20 protein-coding genes are annotated in these 20,999 nt (G+C 60.1%); 9 read left to right on the top strand and 11 right to left on the bottom strand.

Annotated elements, in window-relative coordinates:
* The first annotated feature begins 12 nt into the window (after window positions 1-12).
* The 4 genes from RDA78_RS01970 to RDA78_RS01955 are packed head-to-tail and all read left to right on the top strand — an operon-like array spanning window position 13 to window position 4,327.
* Window positions 13-1,467: an ABC transporter substrate-binding protein gene (locus tag RDA78_RS01970; protein ID WP_434053697.1), complete on the top strand. Its 1,455-nt coding sequence runs from the start codon at window positions 13-15 to the stop codon at window positions 1,465-1,467.
* 55 nt (window positions 1,468-1,522) lie between these two features.
* A complete protein-coding gene (locus tag RDA78_RS01965; protein WP_434053696.1) occupies window positions 1,523-2,419 on the top strand; it encodes a carbohydrate ABC transporter permease in 897 nt (298 codons plus the stop codon).
* Window positions 2,420-2,448: 29 nt separating this feature from the next.
* Window positions 2,449-3,243 carry a carbohydrate ABC transporter permease gene (locus RDA78_RS01960; RefSeq protein ID WP_434053695.1) on the top strand — a complete coding sequence of 265 codons (795 nt, stop codon included), beginning with the start codon at window positions 2,449-2,451 and terminating at the stop codon, window positions 3,241-3,243.
* Window positions 3,244-3,247: 4 nt separating this feature from the next.
* Complete coding sequence (locus RDA78_RS01955) at window positions 3,248-4,327, top strand: ABC transporter ATP-binding protein (protein WP_434053694.1); 1,080 nt, start codon at window positions 3,248-3,250, stop codon at window positions 4,325-4,327.
* 130 nt (window positions 4,328-4,457) lie between these two features.
* Here the strand turns inward: RDA78_RS01955 and RDA78_RS01950 are convergent, their stop codons facing one another.
* From RDA78_RS01950 to RDA78_RS01910, 9 genes are all read right to left on the bottom strand, one after another.
* On the bottom strand, window positions 4,458-5,573 hold the full coding sequence (locus RDA78_RS01950; protein WP_434053693.1) for a Gfo/Idh/MocA family protein: 1,116 nt from the start codon (window positions 5,571-5,573) through the stop codon (window positions 4,458-4,460).
* Complete coding sequence (locus tag RDA78_RS01945; protein WP_434053692.1) at window positions 5,570-6,646, bottom strand: Gfo/Idh/MocA family protein; 1,077 nt, start codon at window positions 6,644-6,646, stop codon at window positions 5,570-5,572. Before RDA78_RS01945 ends, RDA78_RS01950 begins: the two co-directional genes overlap by 4 nt.
* A 12-nt stretch (window positions 6,647-6,658) precedes the next feature.
* A complete protein-coding gene (locus RDA78_RS01940; protein WP_434053691.1) occupies window positions 6,659-7,666 on the bottom strand; it encodes an ABC transporter permease in 1,008 nt (335 codons plus the stop codon).
* Window positions 7,663-8,601, bottom strand: a complete 939-nt coding sequence (locus RDA78_RS01935; protein WP_434053690.1) for an ABC transporter permease — start codon at window positions 8,599-8,601, stop codon at window positions 7,663-7,665. The genes RDA78_RS01940 and RDA78_RS01935 overlap by 4 nt, the downstream gene beginning before the upstream one ends.
* Window positions 8,598-10,082: a sugar ABC transporter ATP-binding protein gene (locus tag RDA78_RS01930; RefSeq protein WP_434053689.1), complete on the bottom strand. Its 1,485-nt coding sequence runs from the start codon at window positions 10,080-10,082 to the stop codon at window positions 8,598-8,600. The genes RDA78_RS01935 and RDA78_RS01930 overlap by 4 nt, the downstream gene beginning before the upstream one ends.
* 70 nt (window positions 10,083-10,152) lie before the next feature.
* Complete coding sequence (locus RDA78_RS01925) at window positions 10,153-11,181, bottom strand: ABC transporter substrate-binding protein (protein ID WP_434053688.1); 1,029 nt, start codon at window positions 11,179-11,181, stop codon at window positions 10,153-10,155.
* A 55-nt stretch (window positions 11,182-11,236) separates the two neighbouring features.
* Window positions 11,237-12,151, bottom strand: a complete 915-nt coding sequence (locus RDA78_RS01920; RefSeq protein WP_434053687.1) for a sugar phosphate isomerase/epimerase family protein — start codon at window positions 12,149-12,151, stop codon at window positions 11,237-11,239.
* Window positions 12,152-12,161: 10 nt separating this feature from the next.
* On the bottom strand, window positions 12,162-13,316 hold the full coding sequence (locus RDA78_RS01915; RefSeq protein WP_434053686.1) for a Gfo/Idh/MocA family protein: 1,155 nt from the start codon (window positions 13,314-13,316) through the stop codon (window positions 12,162-12,164).
* Window positions 13,317-13,327: 11 nt separating this feature from the next.
* Window positions 13,328-14,056, bottom strand: coding sequence for an SDR family NAD(P)-dependent oxidoreductase (locus tag RDA78_RS01910; protein ID WP_434053685.1), 729 nt, complete (start codon window positions 14,054-14,056; stop codon window positions 13,328-13,330).
* A gap of 197 nt (window positions 14,057-14,253) precedes the next feature.
* Between RDA78_RS01910 and RDA78_RS01905 the strand changes: the two genes are divergently transcribed.
* On the top strand, window positions 14,254-15,282 hold the full coding sequence (locus RDA78_RS01905) for a LacI family DNA-binding transcriptional regulator (RefSeq protein ID WP_434053684.1): 1,029 nt from the start codon (window positions 14,254-14,256) through the stop codon (window positions 15,280-15,282).
* A gap of 6 nt (window positions 15,283-15,288) precedes the next feature.
* Here RDA78_RS01905 and RDA78_RS01900 read toward each other — a convergent pair whose 3' ends face one another.
* Both RDA78_RS01900 and RDA78_RS01895 read right to left on the bottom strand, forming a co-directional pair.
* Complete coding sequence (locus RDA78_RS01900; protein ID WP_434053683.1) at window positions 15,289-16,068, bottom strand: oxidoreductase; 780 nt, start codon at window positions 16,066-16,068, stop codon at window positions 15,289-15,291.
* A complete protein-coding gene (locus RDA78_RS01895; RefSeq protein ID WP_434053682.1) occupies window positions 16,065-17,102 on the bottom strand; it encodes a LacI family DNA-binding transcriptional regulator in 1,038 nt (345 codons plus the stop codon). Before RDA78_RS01895 ends, RDA78_RS01900 begins: the two co-directional genes overlap by 4 nt.
* A gap of 369 nt (window positions 17,103-17,471) precedes the next feature.
* Between RDA78_RS01895 and RDA78_RS01890 the strand changes: the two genes are divergently transcribed.
* The 4 genes from RDA78_RS01890 (at window position 17,472) to RDA78_RS01875 (ending at window position 20,655) form a co-directional block, all read left to right on the top strand.
* Window positions 17,472-18,608, top strand: coding sequence for a fatty acid desaturase family protein (locus tag RDA78_RS01890; RefSeq protein WP_434056088.1), 1,137 nt, complete (start codon window positions 17,472-17,474; stop codon window positions 18,606-18,608).
* Window positions 18,609-18,920, top strand: a complete 312-nt coding sequence (locus tag RDA78_RS01885; protein ID WP_434053681.1) for a Rieske 2Fe-2S domain-containing protein — start codon at window positions 18,609-18,611, stop codon at window positions 18,918-18,920.
* 224 nt (window positions 18,921-19,144) lie between these two features.
* Window positions 19,145-20,197: a hypothetical protein gene (locus RDA78_RS01880; protein ID WP_434053680.1), complete on the top strand. Its 1,053-nt coding sequence runs from the start codon at window positions 19,145-19,147 to the stop codon at window positions 20,195-20,197.
* Between the two features lie 56 nt (window positions 20,198-20,253).
* Window positions 20,254-20,655 (top strand): hypothetical protein, encoded by a 402-nt coding sequence (locus RDA78_RS01875; protein ID WP_434053679.1) that lies wholly within the window; start codon window positions 20,254-20,256, stop codon window positions 20,653-20,655.
* Window positions 20,656-20,999 lie beyond the last annotated feature (344 nt).

The following is a 20,999-nucleotide window of genomic DNA, read 5'->3' as shown; positions in this document are numbered from 1 at the left end:
ATGGAGGAGACAATGAAAAGCATCTTGATAGCGCGAAGGGCGTTTCTGGCCAGCGCAGCCGGAGCGGTTGCGATACTCGCAGGCAGTGTACCGGCAGCCGCGCAAAGCGCGGCGGACAGGGCCGTTGAGGCGGCCAAGCAGTATTCGGGAACGACGATCAACGTTCTCTACGAGGCCGGGCTTCAGCCCCTGGACCCAAAAACGTTCACCGGACCTCTTTGGGAGGAACTGACCGGCATCAAGGTCAATGTCATCGAGTCGCCGCTGCCGGAGATATTCACCAAGACAATGCAGGCGCATCGGGCTGGTTCCGGCGCCTATGATGTCCTGAACGTCGTGCCGAACCAGATGCCGGATCTTGCCCTTGCCGGTGTGCTCGAACCGCTTGACGATTTTGTCGAGAAATACGGATTTGCAGACGAATTGCAAATGATTGCACCCGTTTACCGGGACAATCAGATGAAGGTTGAAGGCAAGATCTACGGCTTCCCTGATGATGGTGATACGCTGATCCTCTACTATCGCAAGGACCTGTTCGAAGACCCTGAGACTATGGCGGAATTCAAAGCCAGATACGGCTATGATCTCGGCCCGCCGCAGACCTGGGAACAGTTTGGCGAGATCGGTCAGTTCATGACGGACAAATATGCGCCCGAAGTCTACGGTGCCGGGTTGCTGCGCCAGCCGGGCAACGCCCAGTACATGTTCCAGGAGCGCTTCCGCACGGAAGGCGGCAAGTTCTTCGATGAAGAGACGATGAAAGCCACCGTCAACAGCGAAGCAGGGCTCAAGGTCTTCAACCAGATGCTGGAGGAAAACAAATGGATGCCTGCCGGTGTTGAGCAGTGGGGCTTTATCGAGGCGTTCAACGCGTTTCTCGCCGGTGACATCGCGATGACAGTCTCCTGGCCGCCCGTCGGCCGCTGGGCTGCCGGCTATGGCAAGGGAACGGAAGCACTCTCGTGGATCCCGGAAACAAAAGTCGCGGACAAGATCGGCTATGCACTGCCGCCGGGCAACAATCCGGAACTGGCTGTCGGGTTTTCGCTCAGCGTGGCCTCCGGCAGCAAGAACAAGGAAGCCGCCTACCTCTTCATCCAGTGGATGAACAGCGAGGACATCAGCATCCAGCGCGTACAGCTGCCCTTTGCCCTGCGCGATCCCTTCCGGGACAGCCACTTTACAAGCGAAGAATACCGCTCCCGGTGGTCGAACGCGGACGAGTATCTCGATACGCTGAAAGCCGGCGCTGAATCCGGTTTGCTTGATCTTTCGCTGCTCCAGACGGATCGTTACGAGGAAGGCATTCGTCAGGCGATCTCCCGTCTGTGGGGTGGAGACGATCCGCAGACAATCCTCGATGATCTCGTAGGTCAGTGGGATGAACTGACGGAGCGCATTGGCGCTGAAAAGCAGCGCCGGGTGTATGTCGACTGGGCAAGCAAGCCGAATGCATACCCCAACTGAGACAAAAAACCGGGCCGCTCCTCAGCGGCCCGGGCATTTGGGAGGAAAAGCGTTCATGGACAAGGTGCCTGCGGCTATCAGCGTCGGCCAGGGCCAGCGGACCTTCAAGTACCTGTTGATTGCACCGGCGATCCTGCTGCTGCTGCTGATCGGTTTGTATCCGTTTATAAAACTCCTAGTCGTCAGCTTTCAGAACATCACCATGTTCGACGACATCCGGACCTTTCAGGGGTTCATTCACTATCAGCGGCTGTTCGAGGATGCGCGCCTTTGGGAATCGCTGTTGCACACGGTCCTGTTCACGATTGTGGCGCTGCCGATCGAACTTGTTCTGGGATACTTGCTGGCGCTGCTTTTCCTTCAGAAACTTCCTTTCAAGCAGTTTCTCGTCGCGACCATCTTGCTGCCAACGGTGATCGCGCCGATCGTCGCCGGTTCGACCTGGCGGCTGATGCTGGATCAGCGGTTCGGGCCGATCAACCAGATCATCAGCTGGCTCGCGGGCGGCGAGGTCAAACTCTTGTGGACGGTCGATCCGCTTCTCGTCTGGCCCGCAATCCTGATTGCCGAGATATGGCAATGGACACCGTTCATGTTCCTGATCCTGCTGGCGGCACTTTCCAATGTCGACCAGGAGCAACTCGAAGCCGCCGAGATAGATGGAGCGTCGCGTTGGATGACCTTCAGGAAGATCATCCTGCCGGCCATCGCGCCTGTCATGTTCATCGCGGTTCTTATCCGCGCTCTCGATCTGTTCCGCGTCTTCGACGTGATCTGGACGATGACACAGGGCGGACCGGGCACGCGGACGGAGACAATCTCCATTTATGCCTACCAGACGGCATTCCGTGAATTCGAAATCAGCTATTCGGCGGCCATTGCGTTTCTGGTCATCTTCCTGCTGACAATTGTCGTCGTGGCAGCGTTGCGCCGCGTGGAGGTGGCACGATGAGGCGTTGGGACAGGGGGTGGCGGCTTTTTTTGCGTACAGCCATCGCTGTAGTCGCAGCCATCATTTTCATTTTTCCGATCTATTGGCTGGCTGCAATCTCGATAAAGTCGCCGGAAGAGATTTTTGCATACCCGCCGGTCTGGATTCCGGAGGGCTTCGATCTCTCCAGTTATGTGACATTGTTCCGCGACGGGGACGCCTGGGCGGTCTGGCACAGTCTCGTGACGGCCGGCGTTTCGACCCTGCTTGCGATGCTGTTCGGCACACTCGCGGCCTATTCGATCGTTCGTTACAGAACCGGTGGTGACAATCTGGCAATCTGGATCATATCGCAGCGAATGATCCCTCCGATCTGCATCGCTTTTCCTGTCTTTCTTCTGTTCGTCAGCTGGCAGATCGTCGACACCTATACCGGGCTGATCCTGCTCTACACGGCCTTCAACATCCCATATGTCACCTGGATGATGCGCGGGTACCTACAGGAAATTCCGCTGGAACTCGAACAGAGCGCAATGGTCGACGGCCTGTCGCGCTGGGCCGTACTGTGGAAGGTCGTCATGCCCATGGCGCGCGGGGGATTGTTCGCGACCGCCGTCTTCACGTTCATTTTCGCCTGGAACGAGTTTCTGTTTGCGCTCGTTCTAACGGGATCGGAAGTCGTCACCTATACCGTGAAGGTGACCGGCTATTTCGGTTCGCAATCGACCTTCTGGTCGAAAATAGGGGCCATGAGCATGTTGGGCGTTTTGCCGATGATTTTCGTTGTTGGGACCATGCAGCGCTTCATCGTCCGGGGCATCTCCATGGGCGCAGTCAAAGGATAGCGGAATGTCGGATCTCACCATCAGCCAGATCAACAAGTTCTACGGTACGGTCCATGCCGTCAGAGACATTACCCTGCACGTTCCCGAGGGCGAGTTCGTTGTGCTCGTCGGACCATCCGGCTGCGGCAAGAGCACGTTGCTCAGAAGCATCGCGGGTCTTGAGGAAATCTCATCCGGCGAAATGGTTTTGCGCAACAGGTCCATCGCCGGTCTTGCGCCGCGCGAGCGCAACATCGCCATGGTTTTCCAGAGCTATGCTCTTTACCCCTATCTCAATGTATTCGAGAACATCGCCTTCGGACTTCGGGCCCGAAAGGCTGCGCAGTCCGAGATAGACCGACAGGTCAACTGGGCTGCCGAGCTGCTTGATATCGGGGACTATCTCTCACGGTTTCCGCGCGAGCTGTCCGGCGGTCAGCGCCAGCGGGTGGCCATTGGGCGGGCCATCGTGCGTGATGCGGATCTTTATCTTTTCGACGAACCGCTTTCCAACCTCGATGCCAAGCTGCGCGACGGAATGCGCGAGGAAATCAAGCGTCTGCACACACAACTTGGAAAGACGTTCATCTATGTCACGCATGACCAGATCGAAGCGATGACCCTTGCTGACAGGATTGTTCTCCTGCGCGGCGGAACCATCGAGCAGCAGGGTTCCCCTCTTGAACTGTTCGAAAAGCCCGCCAACACCTTTGTCGCCGGTTTCCTCGGCTCGCCAACCATGAATTTCCTGCCGGTTTCAGTGGCTGGTGGCCGCCTGCATCTCCCGGACGGGCAGACCATGAATTTCGACTTGGCGCAGCAGGGGCATCCCGCTCTGAAAGAGGGAAAGTATCTCTGGGGTGTGCGGCCCGAGCACTTCTCGCGCAGCAACGATCCTGCGCAATCGTTCCAGGCAGCGATCGAGGTTGTTCAGCCGACCGGGTCGCGGACCTATGGCAGTTTTTCACAAGGCGGCTCGCACGTGGTCGCCGAACTGGACGCCCACGCGGTGGATCTGGCGAACAAGACCGTCGGTCTTTCCGTTGCTATGGAACGCACGGCGTTTTTCGACACCGGTTCAAGCAGGACGATCAGTCCGGTATGACTTGAGGGCGCCGCAAAAACCGGGACACATAGGCCCGGTTCCAATGACCCGTCAACCAATCCCGGCCACCCTGCAAACGTGGGCGTTGCATTCGAGCCGGCCGGCACCCGCTCAAGCAGCGGGCAGGCCGTCAGCCGTCCAGGCTCCGTACGGCACCGACGCGGATTTCCCGCCCGGTCTTTCTTGATTGGATTGCCGCAAAGACGAGCGCGAGGGAGTGCAGGTTCCTGCGTGCGGAAACCGAGGGTTCGCCGCCATCTTCGATCGCACGGAGCAGGTCGCCCATGGCACCCCGGAAACCATCGTTGAACCAGGTACCTTCCAGAACCGGGCGCGCGACACCCTGTTCCGTTGTCAGCGTAACCGTCTGCCGGCCAAGGTCGGCGCCGGTCGAGACAAGACTGCCGATCCGCCCGCCGACATAGGTGGTGTCCCGAGGTCCGTGAGGGATGCCGCCGTCGAATATCAGACTGGCCTGCCCGCCCTCCAGCCGCACTTGCGCCTGGGCCATCAGCGGCACCTCGTTTGCCTGTCCGCGTGCATGTGCAGCACCCGCAAAAACGCTTTCGGCGCGGTCGCCGACGAGAGACGACAGGAAGTCGAACCAGTGAATTCCGAAATCAAAGAGGATCAGGTCTTCGATCCTGTCGAACGGCGTGCCTGCGGTCCAGCCATGGTTCCAGTGGATCGCGCTGTGAACCGACAGGATCTCCCCGATCAGCCCGAGAGCGCAGGCATTGCGCACCCAGGCCATATGCGGCGACCAGCGTCCATTCTGGTTCACGGCGAGCTGAAGTCCGCGTTCATCTGCAAGATCGACCAGGCGTTCTCCGGTATCGAGATCGGTGACGAAGGGTTTCTGGGAGAGAACGTGTTTTCCCGACTTCAGCGCCGCTTCGATCACGGGCGCGCGTATTTCGGTTGGCAGGGTGATGTCGACAATGTCTATGTCATCCGCTTCCAGCAGTGACTGCCAGTCGTCCTCGATGCGCGCGCCGCCGTAAAATTCCGCCGCTTTCGCTTCGGCCTTTTCGCGGCTTCGGTTCCAGAACGCCGCCACTTCCCAACCGGCTGTCCGATAGGCCTGGAGATGGGTTCCTGAAATGCCCCCGGTTCCGATCATGCCAATACGCGGCCGGTAGGTTTTTGGCATCGGCGGGCGATAAGGCACCTCCGGCGCGGCCATGTCGGGCAGCGCATCCGATTTCAGGGCATAGGTGTCGCTGTCGGCCGCATCCTTGCTCATGGCAGCAGCGCCAATGTGCGCTTTTGGGACGCCGACGCCACTGCCGTGTCCACGATCCGCTGAGCAGTGAGGCAAAGGGCAGGGGCCAGCGGTCCGGCAACCGGCTCGCCGCGCCGAATGCAGCCGATCACGTACTGGATTGCGTTTTGCTGTCCTTCAGGTAACGGATCGACGGCGACCTCATGACACTCAGGCTGTGCCCGTGTCTGGACGCTGACGTGAGCGGCATAGTCCGGAGAGGAAATCGTGCCGTCAGTTCCCACAAACACAAACCCGCAGGTGGGTTGAGGCTGCGTCGTCCACGGGTCGGTGAACGTTCCCCAGCGCGTTTCCATCTTTGACAGCCCGCGGGCATAGCGGCAAATGGCGATGGCATGCTGGTCGACCTCGATGCCGGGTGTCTCGTCCACCGTGCACGTTACCTCCAAGGGGGCCTCGCCGCCCATGTACCAGGTGCCGAGCGTCGCGCCATAGCCAAGATAGTCCAACAGTGCCCCGCCTCCGGAGGCCTTTTTGTACCACCACGACCCCGGTTTCTGCCGCTCGACCTCCTCAGGGCTGACCTCGACCTTGTCGGCCAGATGATACAGCGGACCGCGATTGCCGTCATAAAAATGGACTTCGCGCAGCTCTCCTATCAGGCCCTCGTCGATCAGTCTTTTCGCCGTGACGTGGCTTTCCACCCAGCGCAGCGGCCAGTTGATTATGAGCTGCCGGCCCGTCGGCTCCATGGCCGCGATCATGCGCCGCGCGTCGTCAGTCGACGCAGCGAACGGCTTTTCGACAAACACGTGAAGGTCATGCGGCGCGAGTTTCTCGGTCATTTCAGCGTGGCGTGCCGTTTCCGCGCACAGCAGGGCCATGTCGTAAGGACCGGCGGCCATACAGTCATCAAAGTCTGCGAACACGCAGGCGTCGGAAATGCCGAATGTGTCGATCGCGGTCTGCATCTTTTCGCAATCGGGATCGAAGATGGCGGCAATCTCCGCTTCAGGATGCTCATGCACCATCCGCAGAAGATCGCCCATGTGCATGTGGTCGAAACTGATTCCCGCAACACGAAAACGCGACATGTAACTGTCCTCCTATCGGCTGCCGGTAATCCTGACATAGATTGCGGTCACGGCAAGAATGATCGCTCCGAACAATACGGTCCGTGCGCCTTCGGGCATCTGCATGAGGGTCAGCATCGTATCGAGCACGCGAATGATGAGCGCCCCGACGATGGCTCCGGCAAAGCTCCCTCGCCCGCCGAAAATGGAAGTGCCTCCGATCACGGCGGCAGCCACGGACGGCAGCAGAAGCGGGTTCGCGAGGCTGAGCGAGGTCTGGCGTATCATGCCGAGATAGAGCAGTCCCGCCATTGCCGCGATCAGGCCCGAAAGCACGTAAAGCGCGACATAGACCTGCCACGCTCGCACCCCAGACAACTTGGCGGCATTCTCGTTGGAGCCAAGCGCGAACAGCAACCTGCCGAACCCGGTGAAGCGCAAAACCCAGAAGATGAACAGCGCAAACGGGACGAACAGGAATAGCCCGTTCGGCATTGACAGCGTGCGCCCGGTTCCCAGCCACGAAAGGAAGGCGGGTATCTCGGAGCCGGCGTTGATCACGAGACGCTGATAGACCTGCAGGCACCCGGTGGCGATCAGTCCTGTTCCAAGCGTCATGATCAGCGGGTGCACGCGGACCAGGCCAACACCGATGCCGTTGACGAGCCCGACGACAAGTCCGGTGGACAGGGCGACCAGGACCGCGGGCGTGACACCCCAGATCGAGCTCAGTGTCGCGCAAACAAACGCCGCGACAGTCGCTATTATGCCTGCCGACAGGTCAATCCCCGCAGTCAGCATTGTCAGCACCTGGCAGGCGGCGAGCATCGCGAGCGGTATCGCGAACTTGATCAGATTGCCCACCCAGAAGGCAGAGATCAGACCGTCTCGGCCGGCGCGGAAGGGGGTCACGATGCCCGGCCGCATGAATTCCAGCGTCGCGATCAGAAGAAACAGGAATGCCAGCAGCGGTATGACGGGATTGTCTCGCAGGTAACGCCCGAGGCGGACCAGGGGCGGATCGGTTGTCGCCATGCTCATTTTCTGCCCCTCCGCAAGGTCACGGCCGTGCCCAGCATCACGACACAGACCATGATCGTGCCTTCAATGATGGTCGTGACGTTCGGATCGACAGCCAGAAGTGTCAGGATCGTGCGAACGATCCGCAAGATGAGGACAGCGATGATCGGGCCCAGCAGTCCGCCGCGCCCTCCGCCAAGAACAACACCGCCAAGGACGACGGCAGCGACCGACGCCATCAGGTAAGGTCCGGGGACGGGTTCGCCTATCCCGGTGAGAGATGCCAAGCTGAGGCCGCCGAAAGCGCAAAACACACCACAGACACCATAAGCGGCGATCCTGGTGCGGCCAACGTCGACCCCGGAACGGAAAGCCGCCAGTTCATTCGACCCGGTTGCGTAAATCGAAATCCCCAACCGTGAGCGCCGGAGCGGCATCCACACGAGGGCGACGCAGGCAGCAATGATCACGAGCGCATTTGGCAACCCGGGGACGACGCTGCCGCGAATGCTTGCTTGCAGCCAGGCGGAAGTTGATCCCCCCGGCGTTTCGAGGATCAGCAGCGCGACCCCTTCCCAGACAAAGAGCATTGCGAGTGTCACGACGATGTCCGGGACACGCGTTACCACGATCAGGCCGCCGTTGATCAGTCCCATCGCCAGCCCAAGCGCGAGCACGATCATGATGGCCGGCACGCCGGACATCTTTTCCATCAGGACGGCGGCAGTGACTGCGCAGACGGCCATCATCGAAGCAACCGACAGATCTATGCCGCCGACGATGACCACGACGGCCATGCCCGCTGTGGCGAAGGCGAAAGGCAATGCCGCGCGCGCGATGCTTTCAAGCCCCGACGCACCGAAGGACGGCTGGATCAGCTTTGTGATCACCAGCAGGACCACGAGCAGGGCGACCAGCCCGGCGACCCATGCATGCCTTCTTAAGAGTTCGTTCACGCCGCCCCCTCTTGAGCGCTAAGTCCGTAGGCGGCATGCAGGAGCGTCTGATCATCGGCATCTGCCGCGTCGATCACATCGACGACTCGTCCGTTGAAGATGACCACGGCGCGGTCGCATGCCAGCGCAATTTCCTCAAGCTCGGAAGTGTAGAAAAGGACCGAGGCACCCTGTTGGGCAAGTTCCCGGACCAGGGGGTAGATCTGGCGTTTTGTGCGCACGTCGATGCCGCGGGTCGGGTCGAACAGCAGCAGCGTTTCGACACCGGTGGCCAGCCATCGCCCGATGGTCACTTTCTGCTGATTTCCTCCCGACAGCCTCTGAACCTCTCCCTGGGCGCGCGTATCGATCTGCAGTCTTTCGATCGCATGAGCGACGCGATCCCTTTCACGCCGGAGCTTGAGATTGCCCCAGTTGCCGATCCGGGCGGAGAAGGGCAGGGCGATGTTTTCGCGAACCGACCTTTGGGCGAGCAGGGCTTCTGCGCGGTCGCCCGGAACGAACTTCACACCAGCGGCGATGGCATCGGCAGGGTGGCGAAAGCCGGCGGATTTTCCATTCACCTCGATTGCGCCCGAGGACGGCGGCACGAAGCCGGCGAGGCACTCGAAAAGTTCGTCCTGCCCCTGACCTTCGAGCGCCACCACACCCAGCACTTCTCCGGGAAACAGGTCGAACGTGATGTTGCTTACCTTGGGTGCTATCGCGAGTTCGCGGACCCTGATGCGCGGCGTCTCCCCCTTGCCGGCGTGCGTCTCAATGACTTCGCGGGCGCCAAGATCCAGTTTTTGCCCCAGCATCAGTTCCACGGCGCGTTGTTCGACTCCGCTTTCGATCTTGAGGTCGCCGACTGTTTTCCCGTCGCGCAACACCGAGGCCCGGTCGCACAATTCCGAAATTTCACTGAAGCGATGGGACACGTAAATCACGCCCATGCCCTTGTCGGCCTGCTCCCGGGTCACTTTCAGCACCCTTTCGACCAGATCGGTCGGCAAGGCTGCCGTCATCTCGTCCAGGAGAAGCACGTCGGGTTCGCTCGCGAGCGCGCGCGCCAAATCCAGGATGCGAAGAGTTGCGAGCGGCAGGTCGCCGATCATGTCCGACAATGCGAGGTCTGCGACACCAAGTTCGCCAACCCATCGCATGAATGGATCGACAGGCGTATCCGTCAGGCGCAGGTTGTCGGCAACATGCAGATCGGGGATCAGCGAGGGTTCCTGATAGACCGGGACGAGACCCGAGCGCCGGGCTTCGGCAGGACTTCCAACCCGTGCTTCCTTTCCGCGTATCAGCACCATGCCCGTGTCGGGTCGAAGCGCCCCGGTGATGATTTTGACAAAGGTTGACTTGCCTGCTCCATTCGCTCCCATCAACGCGACGATCTCGCCTTCGGAAACGCACAGGCTGGCATCGGTCAGCGCCCTGACGGCGCCGAAGTTTTTCGCGATGCCGGTCGCATCAAGTAACTGGGTTCCGCTCATGCGCGCTCAAGAATCGGTGTTGGGGAAGGCCCCGCCCAGGGAATTGGGCGGGGTGTTCGGAACGCGGGTATCAGCTGTCGCCGGGTCCTTTGCAGGCGATGATCTGATCCATCGTGTAGTCGGTCCAGCCCGGTACGGAGACCGAAACCGGCCACTCGGGGTCAAGGTTCGGGTTTTGCGCCGCAGTGATCGTGGCACGGCCTTCATCGGACGCGTTTTCCCAAAGGACCGGATTCACCAGCACCGTCTTTTCAGCCGGGGGGTTGCCGTTCAGAATGTCGACTGCAAGCGCTATGCCCGCGCCTCCAACGGAGCCGGGGTTTGTCACAGCAGCACCCGTCAAACCATCCACTTCGGTCAGATACTGGACGAAGCCGGCATTGTCCGCGCCGACGATCGGCACCAGCGGCGCGCCGGACTCGACAAAGGCGTCCACAATCACGTTGTCAATGCCGGAGGTCCAGACACCGTCGAACGGAATGCCGGTGGCCAGGAAGTCGAACATCTGCTGCTTGCCCTGGTCCTGTTGCCAGCCGGTGAAAACCTCGTGCACCACATTGATGTCGGGATGTTCGGCGACGGCACGCTTGAAACCGTTGTCGCGGTCCGTATCGGCCGAGACACCGGCTATTCCGCGCATGTAGACGACGTCACCCTTGCCGCCCAGTTGCTCGAACAGCCACTTCGCGCCGAGATAGGCGTATTCCTCCTGGTTGTTGGACAGGATATACGCACCGTCGGCGGTAACACCGGCGTCAACGGCAACCACCACGATACCCTTTTCCATGGCCGCATTCAGTGCCGAGTTCAGGGCGTCGGGGTTTGAAGGGTTCAGAACGATCGCGTCGACGCCTGCCTCGATCAGGTTGTTGATGTCCTCAAGCTGACCGGCGGAGTCTGTATTGCGATGCGCCACGATCAGGTTGGAGACATCCTCTTCCACAAGCGCTTGTGCGCGCATGGCGCAAATCATTTCCTCGCGCCAGCCGTTGCCCTGAACGGTGTTTGATACGCCGATGGTGTAGTCGGCCGCGAATGCGGCCGGAGCCATCGTCGCTGCGATGGCCAGGGCCGCCGCACCTGCGAGCAGTTTCTTCATTTCCAGTTCCTCCCATGTGAACGGTCGTGTGAATTTGACGGGGCGCTTCGCCCTTCTATTTGATGAACGGTTGCAGAACGTCTCGCGCCAGAAGAAACCCGCGCTTGACCTTGTCATCCGTACCTTCGAACAGCCGGTCCTCATGTTCAATGATTACCGGACCATCATATCCGGCCCGATAGAGGCCGGAAAAGAAGTTCGACCAGTCGACATCGCCGAGCCCGCACAGGCGCGGCACCTGCCAGCCCATCCCGGCCGACATGATACCGTTTTCGTAAAGTCCGTCATGATCCACCATCAGGTCCTTGGCATGGACGTGGGCAATATGCGGACCGAACTCCTTGATAAACCGCGTCTGGTCGATGAATTGCCAGATCAGGTGCGAGGGGTCGAAATTCATTCCGACCGCGTCGCCCCATTGCTCGAAGATCCGGCGCCAGATCCTCGGTGAATATGCGATGTTGTGGCCGCCCGGCCACTCGTCATAGCTGAAGATCATGGGGCAGTTTTCGAAACAGAGCCGCACGCCTGCATTCCGGGCGTGCTCCACAATCGGCGTGAAGATCCCGATTGCCCGCTCCCAGTTGTCATCGATGGTCAGGGTTCTGTCACCGCCGACAAACGTGTTGACGACCGGCACGCCCATGAGGCCCGCTGCGGTGATGACTTTCTTCAGATGCCCGATCACCTCATCGCGGTGCTCGGCGTCGGCGTGGAGCGGATTTGGGTAATAGCCAAGGCCCGAAATTGCCAGCCCATGTCCATCCAGACTGTCGCGGATCTCCTTCGCCTGATTGACATCCAGTCCATCCACGTTGATGTGGCTGGTTCCGGCATAACGCCGCTGTTCGCCGCCGGATGACGGCCAGCAGGCGATTTCAAGGGCGGAGAAGCCGTTCGCGCCGGACCAGGCCGCGACGTCCATCAGGTCAACGGATTCGAATGGTGCAGTCAGCAGTCCGAGTTTCATTGCAGTTCCCTCAAATCTCGTCCAGATCCACCCAGCGCCCCTGCCGTGCCGATTTCACAACAGCGTCGCAAAAGCGCATTTCGTAGTGACCGTCGTCGAACGTGGCCCAGGTGCTGTCCGCTTTCCGGCTTCCCGTCGCAACATCGGAATAAACAGCGCGGAAAAACGCGAAGAAACTGTCGGCAAACCCCTCGACATGGCCGGGCGGCAGCGACGCGGCGCGTGTCCCCGCCTCGTTCATCAAGGTGAAGTCGCGCATCAGGGTCTGGTTGGGCGCATCCCGGTGGCCGACAAACAGGTGGTCGGGCGTCTCGCTGTCCCAGGCCGCGCTGGCGGTACTTCCGGCAATGTCCCAGTGCAGGGAGTTCTTGCGGCCGATATTGATCTGCGAAGTGGTGACCACACCTCTGGCACCGTTTTCGTAGCGGATAATGATCGCGGATGCGTCGTCGGTATCAATCGGCACCGTTTCTGTTGCGCCTTCTGCGCTTGAAAACGTCTCCACCGGGCCGCTCGGGCGCTGACGCTCAGGCAGGAACGTCACAAGATCGGCGAACACGGCGCTCGCCTTCATCCCGGTGATGAAGCTCGTCAGGTCCACCCAGTGTGTTCCGATGTCGCCGACGGACCTGAGAGCACCGCCGATCTCGGATTGCAGGCGCCAGTTCCAGTCGGTCGCCTTGGCCAGCCAGTCCTGGTGATAGTGCCCGGTCACGAAACGAATATCGCCGAGATCGCCCGCTCCCACCATTGCGTGCGCCTGCTGGTTCAGCGGATAGAACCTGATGTTGTAACAGACCGCGCAGACCTTTCCCGATGCCTTGGCCAGTTCGGCCATTTTTGCCGATTGTTCGCTTGTCATGGCCAGCGGCTTTTCGCAGATCACATGTTTGCCTGCAGCGATCACGGCCTTGACCTGGGGGTAGTGCAACTGGTTCGGCGAGGTCACGTGAACGACATCAACGCTCTCGTCCGACAGCAGCTCGTCGAGGGAACCATAGGCCTTTTCAACGCCGATTTCGCCTGCACGCGCAGCGCCGCGCGCGGGTGTAGACCCCAGCACGCCGGCAACCCGGACCCCCAGGCGGCGCAATGTCTGCACGTGGACCGTGCCGATGAACCCGGTGCCAATGACCGCCGCCGCGATTTGGGAAAACTCAGTCATCTCGCGTCTCCTCAGACAACGGAATAGCCTCCGTCCACCGGAATGCACGTGCCGGTCATGAATGCCGCCTCGTCCGACGCCAGGAACAGGGTCAGTCCGGCAATGTCATCCGGTTGTCCCCAACGTCCCATCGGCGTGCGTGCTTCAATCGCCTTGGTAAAGGCCGGATCCTGCCGGGCACGTGCGGATTGCTCGGTCACGATGAAACCGGGCGCGATTGCGTTCACGCGAATACCGTCAGGGGCCCAGGCAATGGCCAGCGATTTGGTCAGTTGCTCGACGCCCGCTTTTGAAGACCCGTAAGCCGGGTTTCGCGGCGATCCGAACCTTGCATACATGGAGGCAATGTTGATGACGCGGCTCCGGCGCTTTGACAGCGCGTCGTGCAGTGCCTTTGCGCAACGCATCGAGCCCACAAGGTTCACGTTGAGCACGTGCTGGAAAAATTCTGCGTCCATCTCTTCGCCGCGTCTGGTGATCGCGGCGCAATTTACCAGAACGTCGACCTCGGACCTGTCGATGGCGAACCCGTCGACAGCCGCGGTATCGGTCACGTCGAGCCGCGAATAGGTGAAACGCGCGGCATCTTCGGGCAGGCAGGCCGGCTCCGCGCCGGTGATCTCGACAATGGCGCCGGCGTCCTGAAAGGCGCGGGCAATGGACGCGCCAATTCCTCCGCGGCTCGCCCCGATCACGATGACACGGGCTCCGGAGAAGTCGAAATTTGCCGACGTGTTCACTGGTCCCTCATGCTTTTCGTTCCGCCGCGAGTTGTGAGCATCGCATCCTCCATAAGCGCAAAAAGCGCCTTGAAATCGATTTCATATGGGTGAAAAAACCTCCATTGAGCCCTTTTCTAATCATGAAATCGATTTCATAATCGACAAAACAAAAGAATAGTGTCAACCAAAAAATTGACGGATGGCGAATAGAGAGCATGATTCAGAAGCCTGCGACGATACAGGACATTGCCCGGGTTGCCGGCGTTTCCCCAACGACGGTGAGCCGGGTTCTGACAAACCCCGCCCTGGTCAGTGAACGCACCCGGGAAGCGGTTCGCAATGCCATTCAGAGCACCGGTTATCGCGTGAACCAGGCCGCCAGAAACCTGCGTCTTCAGCGGGCGAATGCCGTCCTGGTCCTGGTGCCGAACCTGGGCAAGCCGTTCTATTCGGGCATCCTGGCGGGCATCAGTGAGGGGTTTGCCGAAACGGACTTTTCCGTTTTGATCACCGACACGGAAACCAATCCGCTGCAGGACACGACGCTTGCGGAGAATTTCCTCGATGGCAGGATCGACGGGGCTGTGGTGCTCGACGGACGCCTTTCTGCATCGGCACTGAAGGCGTGCACGGATGCGGGGGCGGGCGAGCGGATCGTGTTCTTGTGCGAGTGGATCGCCGGTCAGCATTTTCCTGTTATCACGAGCGACAATGCCGAGGGTGCACGGCTGGCGATCCGGCATCTGCATGCACTCGGCCACCGGAAGATCGCGCATGTAACCGGTCCCGATGGCAACGTTCTGACGATCGCACGCCGCGAAGCAATGCTGGCGGAACGCGACCGGCTCGACCTTCCCGCGCCGGCGGACTGGATCATCAGGGGCGACTTCTCGGTGGAATCCGGCTACGCAGCCGCGGCCCGCATCGTCGAGATGAACAATCGTCCGACCGCCGTATTCTGTTCGGCCGACATGGTTGCTTTCGGCCTGATCGCGGGCCTGACGGAGAAGGGCTTGCGCATCCCGGAGGACATCTCGGTTGTCGGGTTCGACGATATCGAGATGTCCGGATACTCCGTGCCGGCCTTGACCACCATCCGGCAGGACCGTCAGCGCATGGGGCTGCGTGCCGCGAAGGTGTTGCTGGACCGGCTCGGTCAGAAAGACAGGGATGATGCGGCCGAAACACCGGTTCCGGTGGAACTGATCGTGCGCGCAAGCACCGCGCTGCCTCCCAGGGCGTGACCGGCCTTACGCTGGCGCGCCCACGACGGATTGCTCGAAATCGAGATTGACACCCGTCATCGGCGCCGATTCCGGAGACAGCAGGTAAACCGCGAGCCTGGCGGTTTCCTCGGCGTCTAGCAGCCGGCCCAGCGGACGCGTGGATGCCGCCTTCGCCGCCCAATTTTCACCGCCGCCGAGAATGTTCGCCTGCATGTTGTGTTCCGCCTCGGTCAACACCCAGCCCAGATTGATGCCGTTGACACGGATACCGTCGGCAAGGTGGGCATTGGCCGCGTTCTTGGTCAGGGTTTGCAACGCACCCTTGGACGCGGAATAGATCGCAAGATCCTGCGCCCCGCAGTGGGCGTTCATCGACTGGATGTTCACGATGACGCCCTCACTCGCGCGCGAGCGCATGTCCCTGATTGCCTGTTGCAGCAGCAGGAATGGGGCCCGTGTATTGACGGCGAAGACTTTGTCGAAGGTTTCTGAGGTGCCATCCATGAAACTGGCTCGGGTCGTGACACCGGCGGCATTGACCAGTCCGTCAATCCGCCCGAAAGCGGCCCGCGCCTCGGCAGCGATCTCGACCGCAGCTTTCGGCTCGGCAAGATTCGCCGTGATGCAGGCAACCTCCGCCTGCCCAGCCAAGGATCCCGACAAAGAGGTCAGGCCATCATCGTCGATATCGGTGGCGACGATCCGGCATGCTCCACGTGCCGCAGCCTCCAGAACAATCGCACGGCCGATGCCGCTCGCTGCCCCGGTAACGACAAGTGTCATGTCCTTGAGTGTCTGTGTCATGTCTTGGTACGCCCGGCTGGTATGTTTTCCCTGAGGATGATTCTGGGTTCGATATGCTGACGGGGATGCGAGGGCGCGTCTGTCGCGATCGCCCCGAGCAGACGCAGCACCGCCTGTTCCCCGATGAGGTGCGCATTCTGGTCGATGACCGCGTCGATGCGGCTCGCCTTGAGCCAACGCCGCGTCCGGTCGGTGAGGTCGTGCATGACGACAAAGGGACGTTTGCGGGGCGAGGCCGTGTCCAACGCTTCCACCAGTCCCGTGCGTCCGGCGCCAACACAGTATACACCGGTCAGATCCGGGTGCGTGCGCAGCATGCGCACCATGTCTCGGCGAAGGCGGTTCCGGTCCTCGCCGGTTTCCATGGTCGGCAGCGCGCTGAGTTCCCGGTAGTGTTCCGCAAGACAGGAGCGGAACCCGGCTTCACGTTCGCTGTGTCCGTGAAAGGCGTGGCTGCCGAAACAGATGGCCACCTTTCCGGAACGTCCGCCGGCCAGCATGCCCAGGATCTGTGCCGCCGTGCGACCCGCAACGCGGTTGTCGACACCAACGAAGTCCGATCTCGGCGTGGCCGGCACATCGGAGGCCAGCGTGACGACCCGGAGGCCGGCCTCGCACACACGGCGAATGGCATCCCGCGTTTTTGGGTGGTCCGTGGTGATGATGCCGATGCCGTCTGTCTCCACGGCAATCCGGTCCAGGCCGTCCGCAAGCGCCTCCGGGCCGATGCCGCGGAGGGGCAGGATCTCGCATCGGTCGACCAAGGGTTGTTGCGCGGCAAAACCGAGTATGCTGTCGGCGACGTCCTGCAGGAACGCGTTTTCGCCGAATGGTATCAGGAACTGCAATCGGGCAGGCCGCGAGGGGAGCGCCACCATCCCTTCCGACGGCAGGTAGCCAAGGTGCCGCGCTGCCCGAAACACGCGCTGGCGATTGGCGGCGCTGACACCCTTGCGGCCGTGCAGCACACGGTCCACGGTTGCCGTCGAAACGCCCGCGCTCTGTGCAATATCGAAGATCGTCGCACGCGCCACGATGCCGTTTCCTCCCCGCGCGCTCAACGCCTTTGAGCCGGTGCGACATGACCCTGCCAACCCCGTCACGCAAGAACATCAGATCGCATTGCATCATCGCAGCTCGGCGGCGAGCCGCTTGAAACTTGCAGGAAATCAGCCCGGAAAATCAAGCCTCGGCCCGAGATCTGATGTGATCTGATGTGTTTCGGCCTTGCGTAGGGACGCGGTTCACAACACCCTGAAACCAGCGACCGCCTCATTCACGGGGGTGTTTGCTGGCACGGTTTTGTGCCGGGTGCGCATGTGCCCGGGACGGATCTGGCATTGAAGGACGTGGTTCAGGGATCGCAAGGAGAGGCGATGAGCGACATCGCGAATTCCGGGCAGATGGCCGGCGCAACACGCGATTATTCGCTGACGGGTGTGTCCGGCCGGCGCGCGGAGGAAATCGGACTGGCCGCTGCGGAGTGGTATCACAGCGATGTGCCGCGCAAGACGCTGAAGGCGCTGATGCAACGCCGTGACGCGCCTGCAATCCGAGACACCGTTATCTGGATCGGGCTGCATGTTCTGCTTGGCGGCGCGGCTGTGCTCTTCTGGGGCTCGTGGTATTCGCTGCCATTCTGGCTGGCCTATGGTGTCGTCTACGGATCGGCATGCGACAGCCGCTGGCACGAATGCGGCCACGGAACAGCGTTCCGGACCCGCTGGATGAACGATGTCGTGTATCATATCGCCTCGTTTCAGATCATGCGCAATCCGGTGAACTGGCGCTGGAGCCACGCGCGCCACCACAGCGACACGCTGATCGTCGGGCGCGATCCGGAAATTGCCTGGATGCATCCGATCAACCTGACGCTCAAGGCGCTCGCCTTCGTCGGGTTCGTGGACACCTTTCAGTCCCTGAAGGTGCTGGTACGCAATGCCTTGGGCATCCTGTCCGAGGACGAACAGGACTACATTCCAAGCTCCCAGAGACCGAAGGCTTTTTTCTGGGCGCGGGTTCATGTGGCGATTTACGGGTTGGTTCTGGGCACCAGCATCGTCATGTTCGCTGCCGGTATGGGTTGGAAATCGGTCATCCCGGTTCTTCTGATCGGCGGTCCCCGTGTTTACGGTTGCTGGCATTTTGTGATGACCGGACTGCTGCAACACGGCGGCCTGCCCGAGGATGTGATCGACCATCGGTTGAATTCGCGCACGCTCTACATGAACCCGGTCAGCCGCTGGCTCTACTGGAACATGAACTACCACATCGAGCACCACATGTTTCCGATGGTGCCTTATTACGCACTGCCGGCCTTGCATGAAGAGATAAAGAACGACCTGCCGGCCCCGAACACGTCGATCCTGGACGGCTACAGGGAAATGATGGCTGCGGTCATGAAACAGCGGCATGACCCGGGCTACGCGCTGCGAAAGGCGCTGCCGGCGACAGCGAGGCCCTACAAACCTATTTTGCATACTCACGTTCCGGACCGGAACGACAGTGGTGATGGCCAGGATCGGCAGTCGGAGACCTGAATGCCCTGGATAGATGCGATTGCGACAGACGATGTTGACGAAGGCGATGTTGTCCGGTGGGATTTCCAGGATGAGACCTTTGTCATTATCCACGGTGAGGATGGCCGGTTCTACTGCACGGCAGGGCGATGCACGCATCAACAGGTGCACTTAAGCGGCGGGTTCGTGATCGACAACGCAATTGAGTGTCCGCGTCACAACGGTGTTTTCGACTATCGGAGCGGCAAGGCGCTGCGCGCTCCGGCCTGCATTGATCTGGCCACCTTTGAAACGAAAGTGGAGGGCGCGCGTGTGTTCGTGCTCATATCGTGAAGCAAGGGTTTGCGGCAGCTTCGTATCCGCGCAATCCGTCGTGCTTTGTGCCGCGGGTGATGCCGGAACCTTTGTGCGCACTTGATGACGGCCTGGATCACTGCCATGAACGCGTGTAGAGGGCGAAGGATAAGCTGTTTCAAACGCTGGATACGCTGCGGGTGCCCTTCCTGACGGGTTGAAAACCCCGCCATCAGGCCCGATCGCAGGCTGAAGGGGAACGGATGATCACGCTGAAGACCGACGGAATCCGGCTTGATTTCGATCCCGGTACCGGTCTCATCGACGGGTTTACCGTCAAGGACGGGGGCATCGAGATCACGCCTCTGCACCGTGCACCGTGGGTCGGCACCGGCGAGAGGCTGCCCGGCGGCCTTGCCGCGCACATGTATACGCTGGGCGGAGATTTCTTCTGCGCACCATTCGGACAGCAGACGGACGAGGTGCCCTTGCACGGTTGGCCGCCCAATTCCCCCTGGACTGTTGACCGCGTGTCGTCGGCCGGTTTGGCCGCAAGGCTGAAGAAACCTGTCAGCGGTGCGGAACTGACAAAGGAGCTTTGGCTCCTTGAGGATCATCCCTTTGTTTATCAGCGTCACACGTTTTCAGGTGGCCAGGGGCGCTTGCCGGTCGCCAATCACGCCAACCTTTCCTTGCGCAACGGCGGACTGATCCGCACATCCGCCAAACAGGTCTGGATGACACCCCCGGCCCCGCTGGAGACCGACCCGAACAGAGGACGGTCCGGGCTTTCCTATCCAGCGCGCAGTTTCGACCCGGCTCGATTTCCAGCCACGACGGGCCACGCGGACATGACGCGCTACCCCTGGTTCCCGCAACACGAGGATTTTGTCATCGGCGTTGAGGCGCGGGGTTCAATTCTGGGCTGGACCGCCGTGACGCGTCCGGTGGAAGGGGATGTTTTCCTGTCGCTGCGCCGGGCGGATTGTCTGCCGATGACGATGCTGTGGCATTCCAACGGCGGGCGCGACTATGCGCCGTGGAACGGCAGACACTTTGGCTGTCTCGGTATCGAGGAAGGAGCGGCCGATCATCTGCTTGGCGAAGACCACGGACTCTCGCTGACCGGCCCCGGAGCGATCGATCTTTCAGCTGCCGGAGAGGTCTGCGTAACGCATGTCATCGGGGCAATTGCATGGCCCGACGGATGCGCCGTGCGAAATGTCGAACTCGCGGACGGGCAGCTTCTCGTTTATGGCGACAACGGAGCCCATCGTTCGGTCCCGCTCGACGGTTCTGCCCTGAACTCGACTTGAAAAGTGACATATGGACCTTGCCCGCCCGGCGTATAAAGGCAGGCGTCATCGACCGCGTGCCTTTTCTCCTCATTTGGTCGATTTCATTGAGGACCTTCGAAAACGCAGATCTCGAAGCGGTGACCCTTGCTGACAAGATGGTTCTCGTGCGCGGCGGAACCATCGGGCTGAAGGGTTCGCCGCTTGAACTGTTCAAAAGGCTCGCCAATACCTTTGTCACCGGTTTCCTCGGCTCGCCATCCATGAATTTCCATCCGGAAAATCACAAAGGCATTTTTTCCGAAGACCTTGATGACGGACAACCCTCCCAGAAGCACGCCAGACACAAAATGGATTGGCGATGCGGGAGGTGCCGAGGGACACCGTCGCAGCTGAATTCGGCATTTAAGAAAGGTACAATTCAGGCACCTTCGCACGATGCTGCAGTGCAAAAACGCCGTTTCCATTCAGAGAATTGAAATTAATCGAATATTCACAATAATTTAGCTCAAAAAATAAAAATTACATTTAAATTAGAAATAAATTTGTATTAAAAATGCTGTATTCTTATAAGATATTCAGTTTTGTTTACTTGGAAATCGACGAAATTCTGCTCGATGCTATTAACTCGATAATTTCAGTAGTTCTAAGATTAAACGTTTGATATTTTTTCACAAGAAGATAAAATTTTGGCAGAAATCAGTAAAAGAGCGAAAATTACACAATGCACATAATTTTTTGCTGAAATTATGAATGACCTGCCCTTAGAATATGCACATTTTAAGAAAATAGCCCAATTTTCAATCAATAGTATTGATGAGCG

This window comes from Roseibium sp., from assembly GCF_051016195.1.
Taxonomy (GTDB): Bacteria; Pseudomonadota; Alphaproteobacteria; order Rhizobiales; family Stappiaceae; genus Roseibium.
This window is presented reverse-complemented; position numbering and strand designations above follow the sequence as displayed.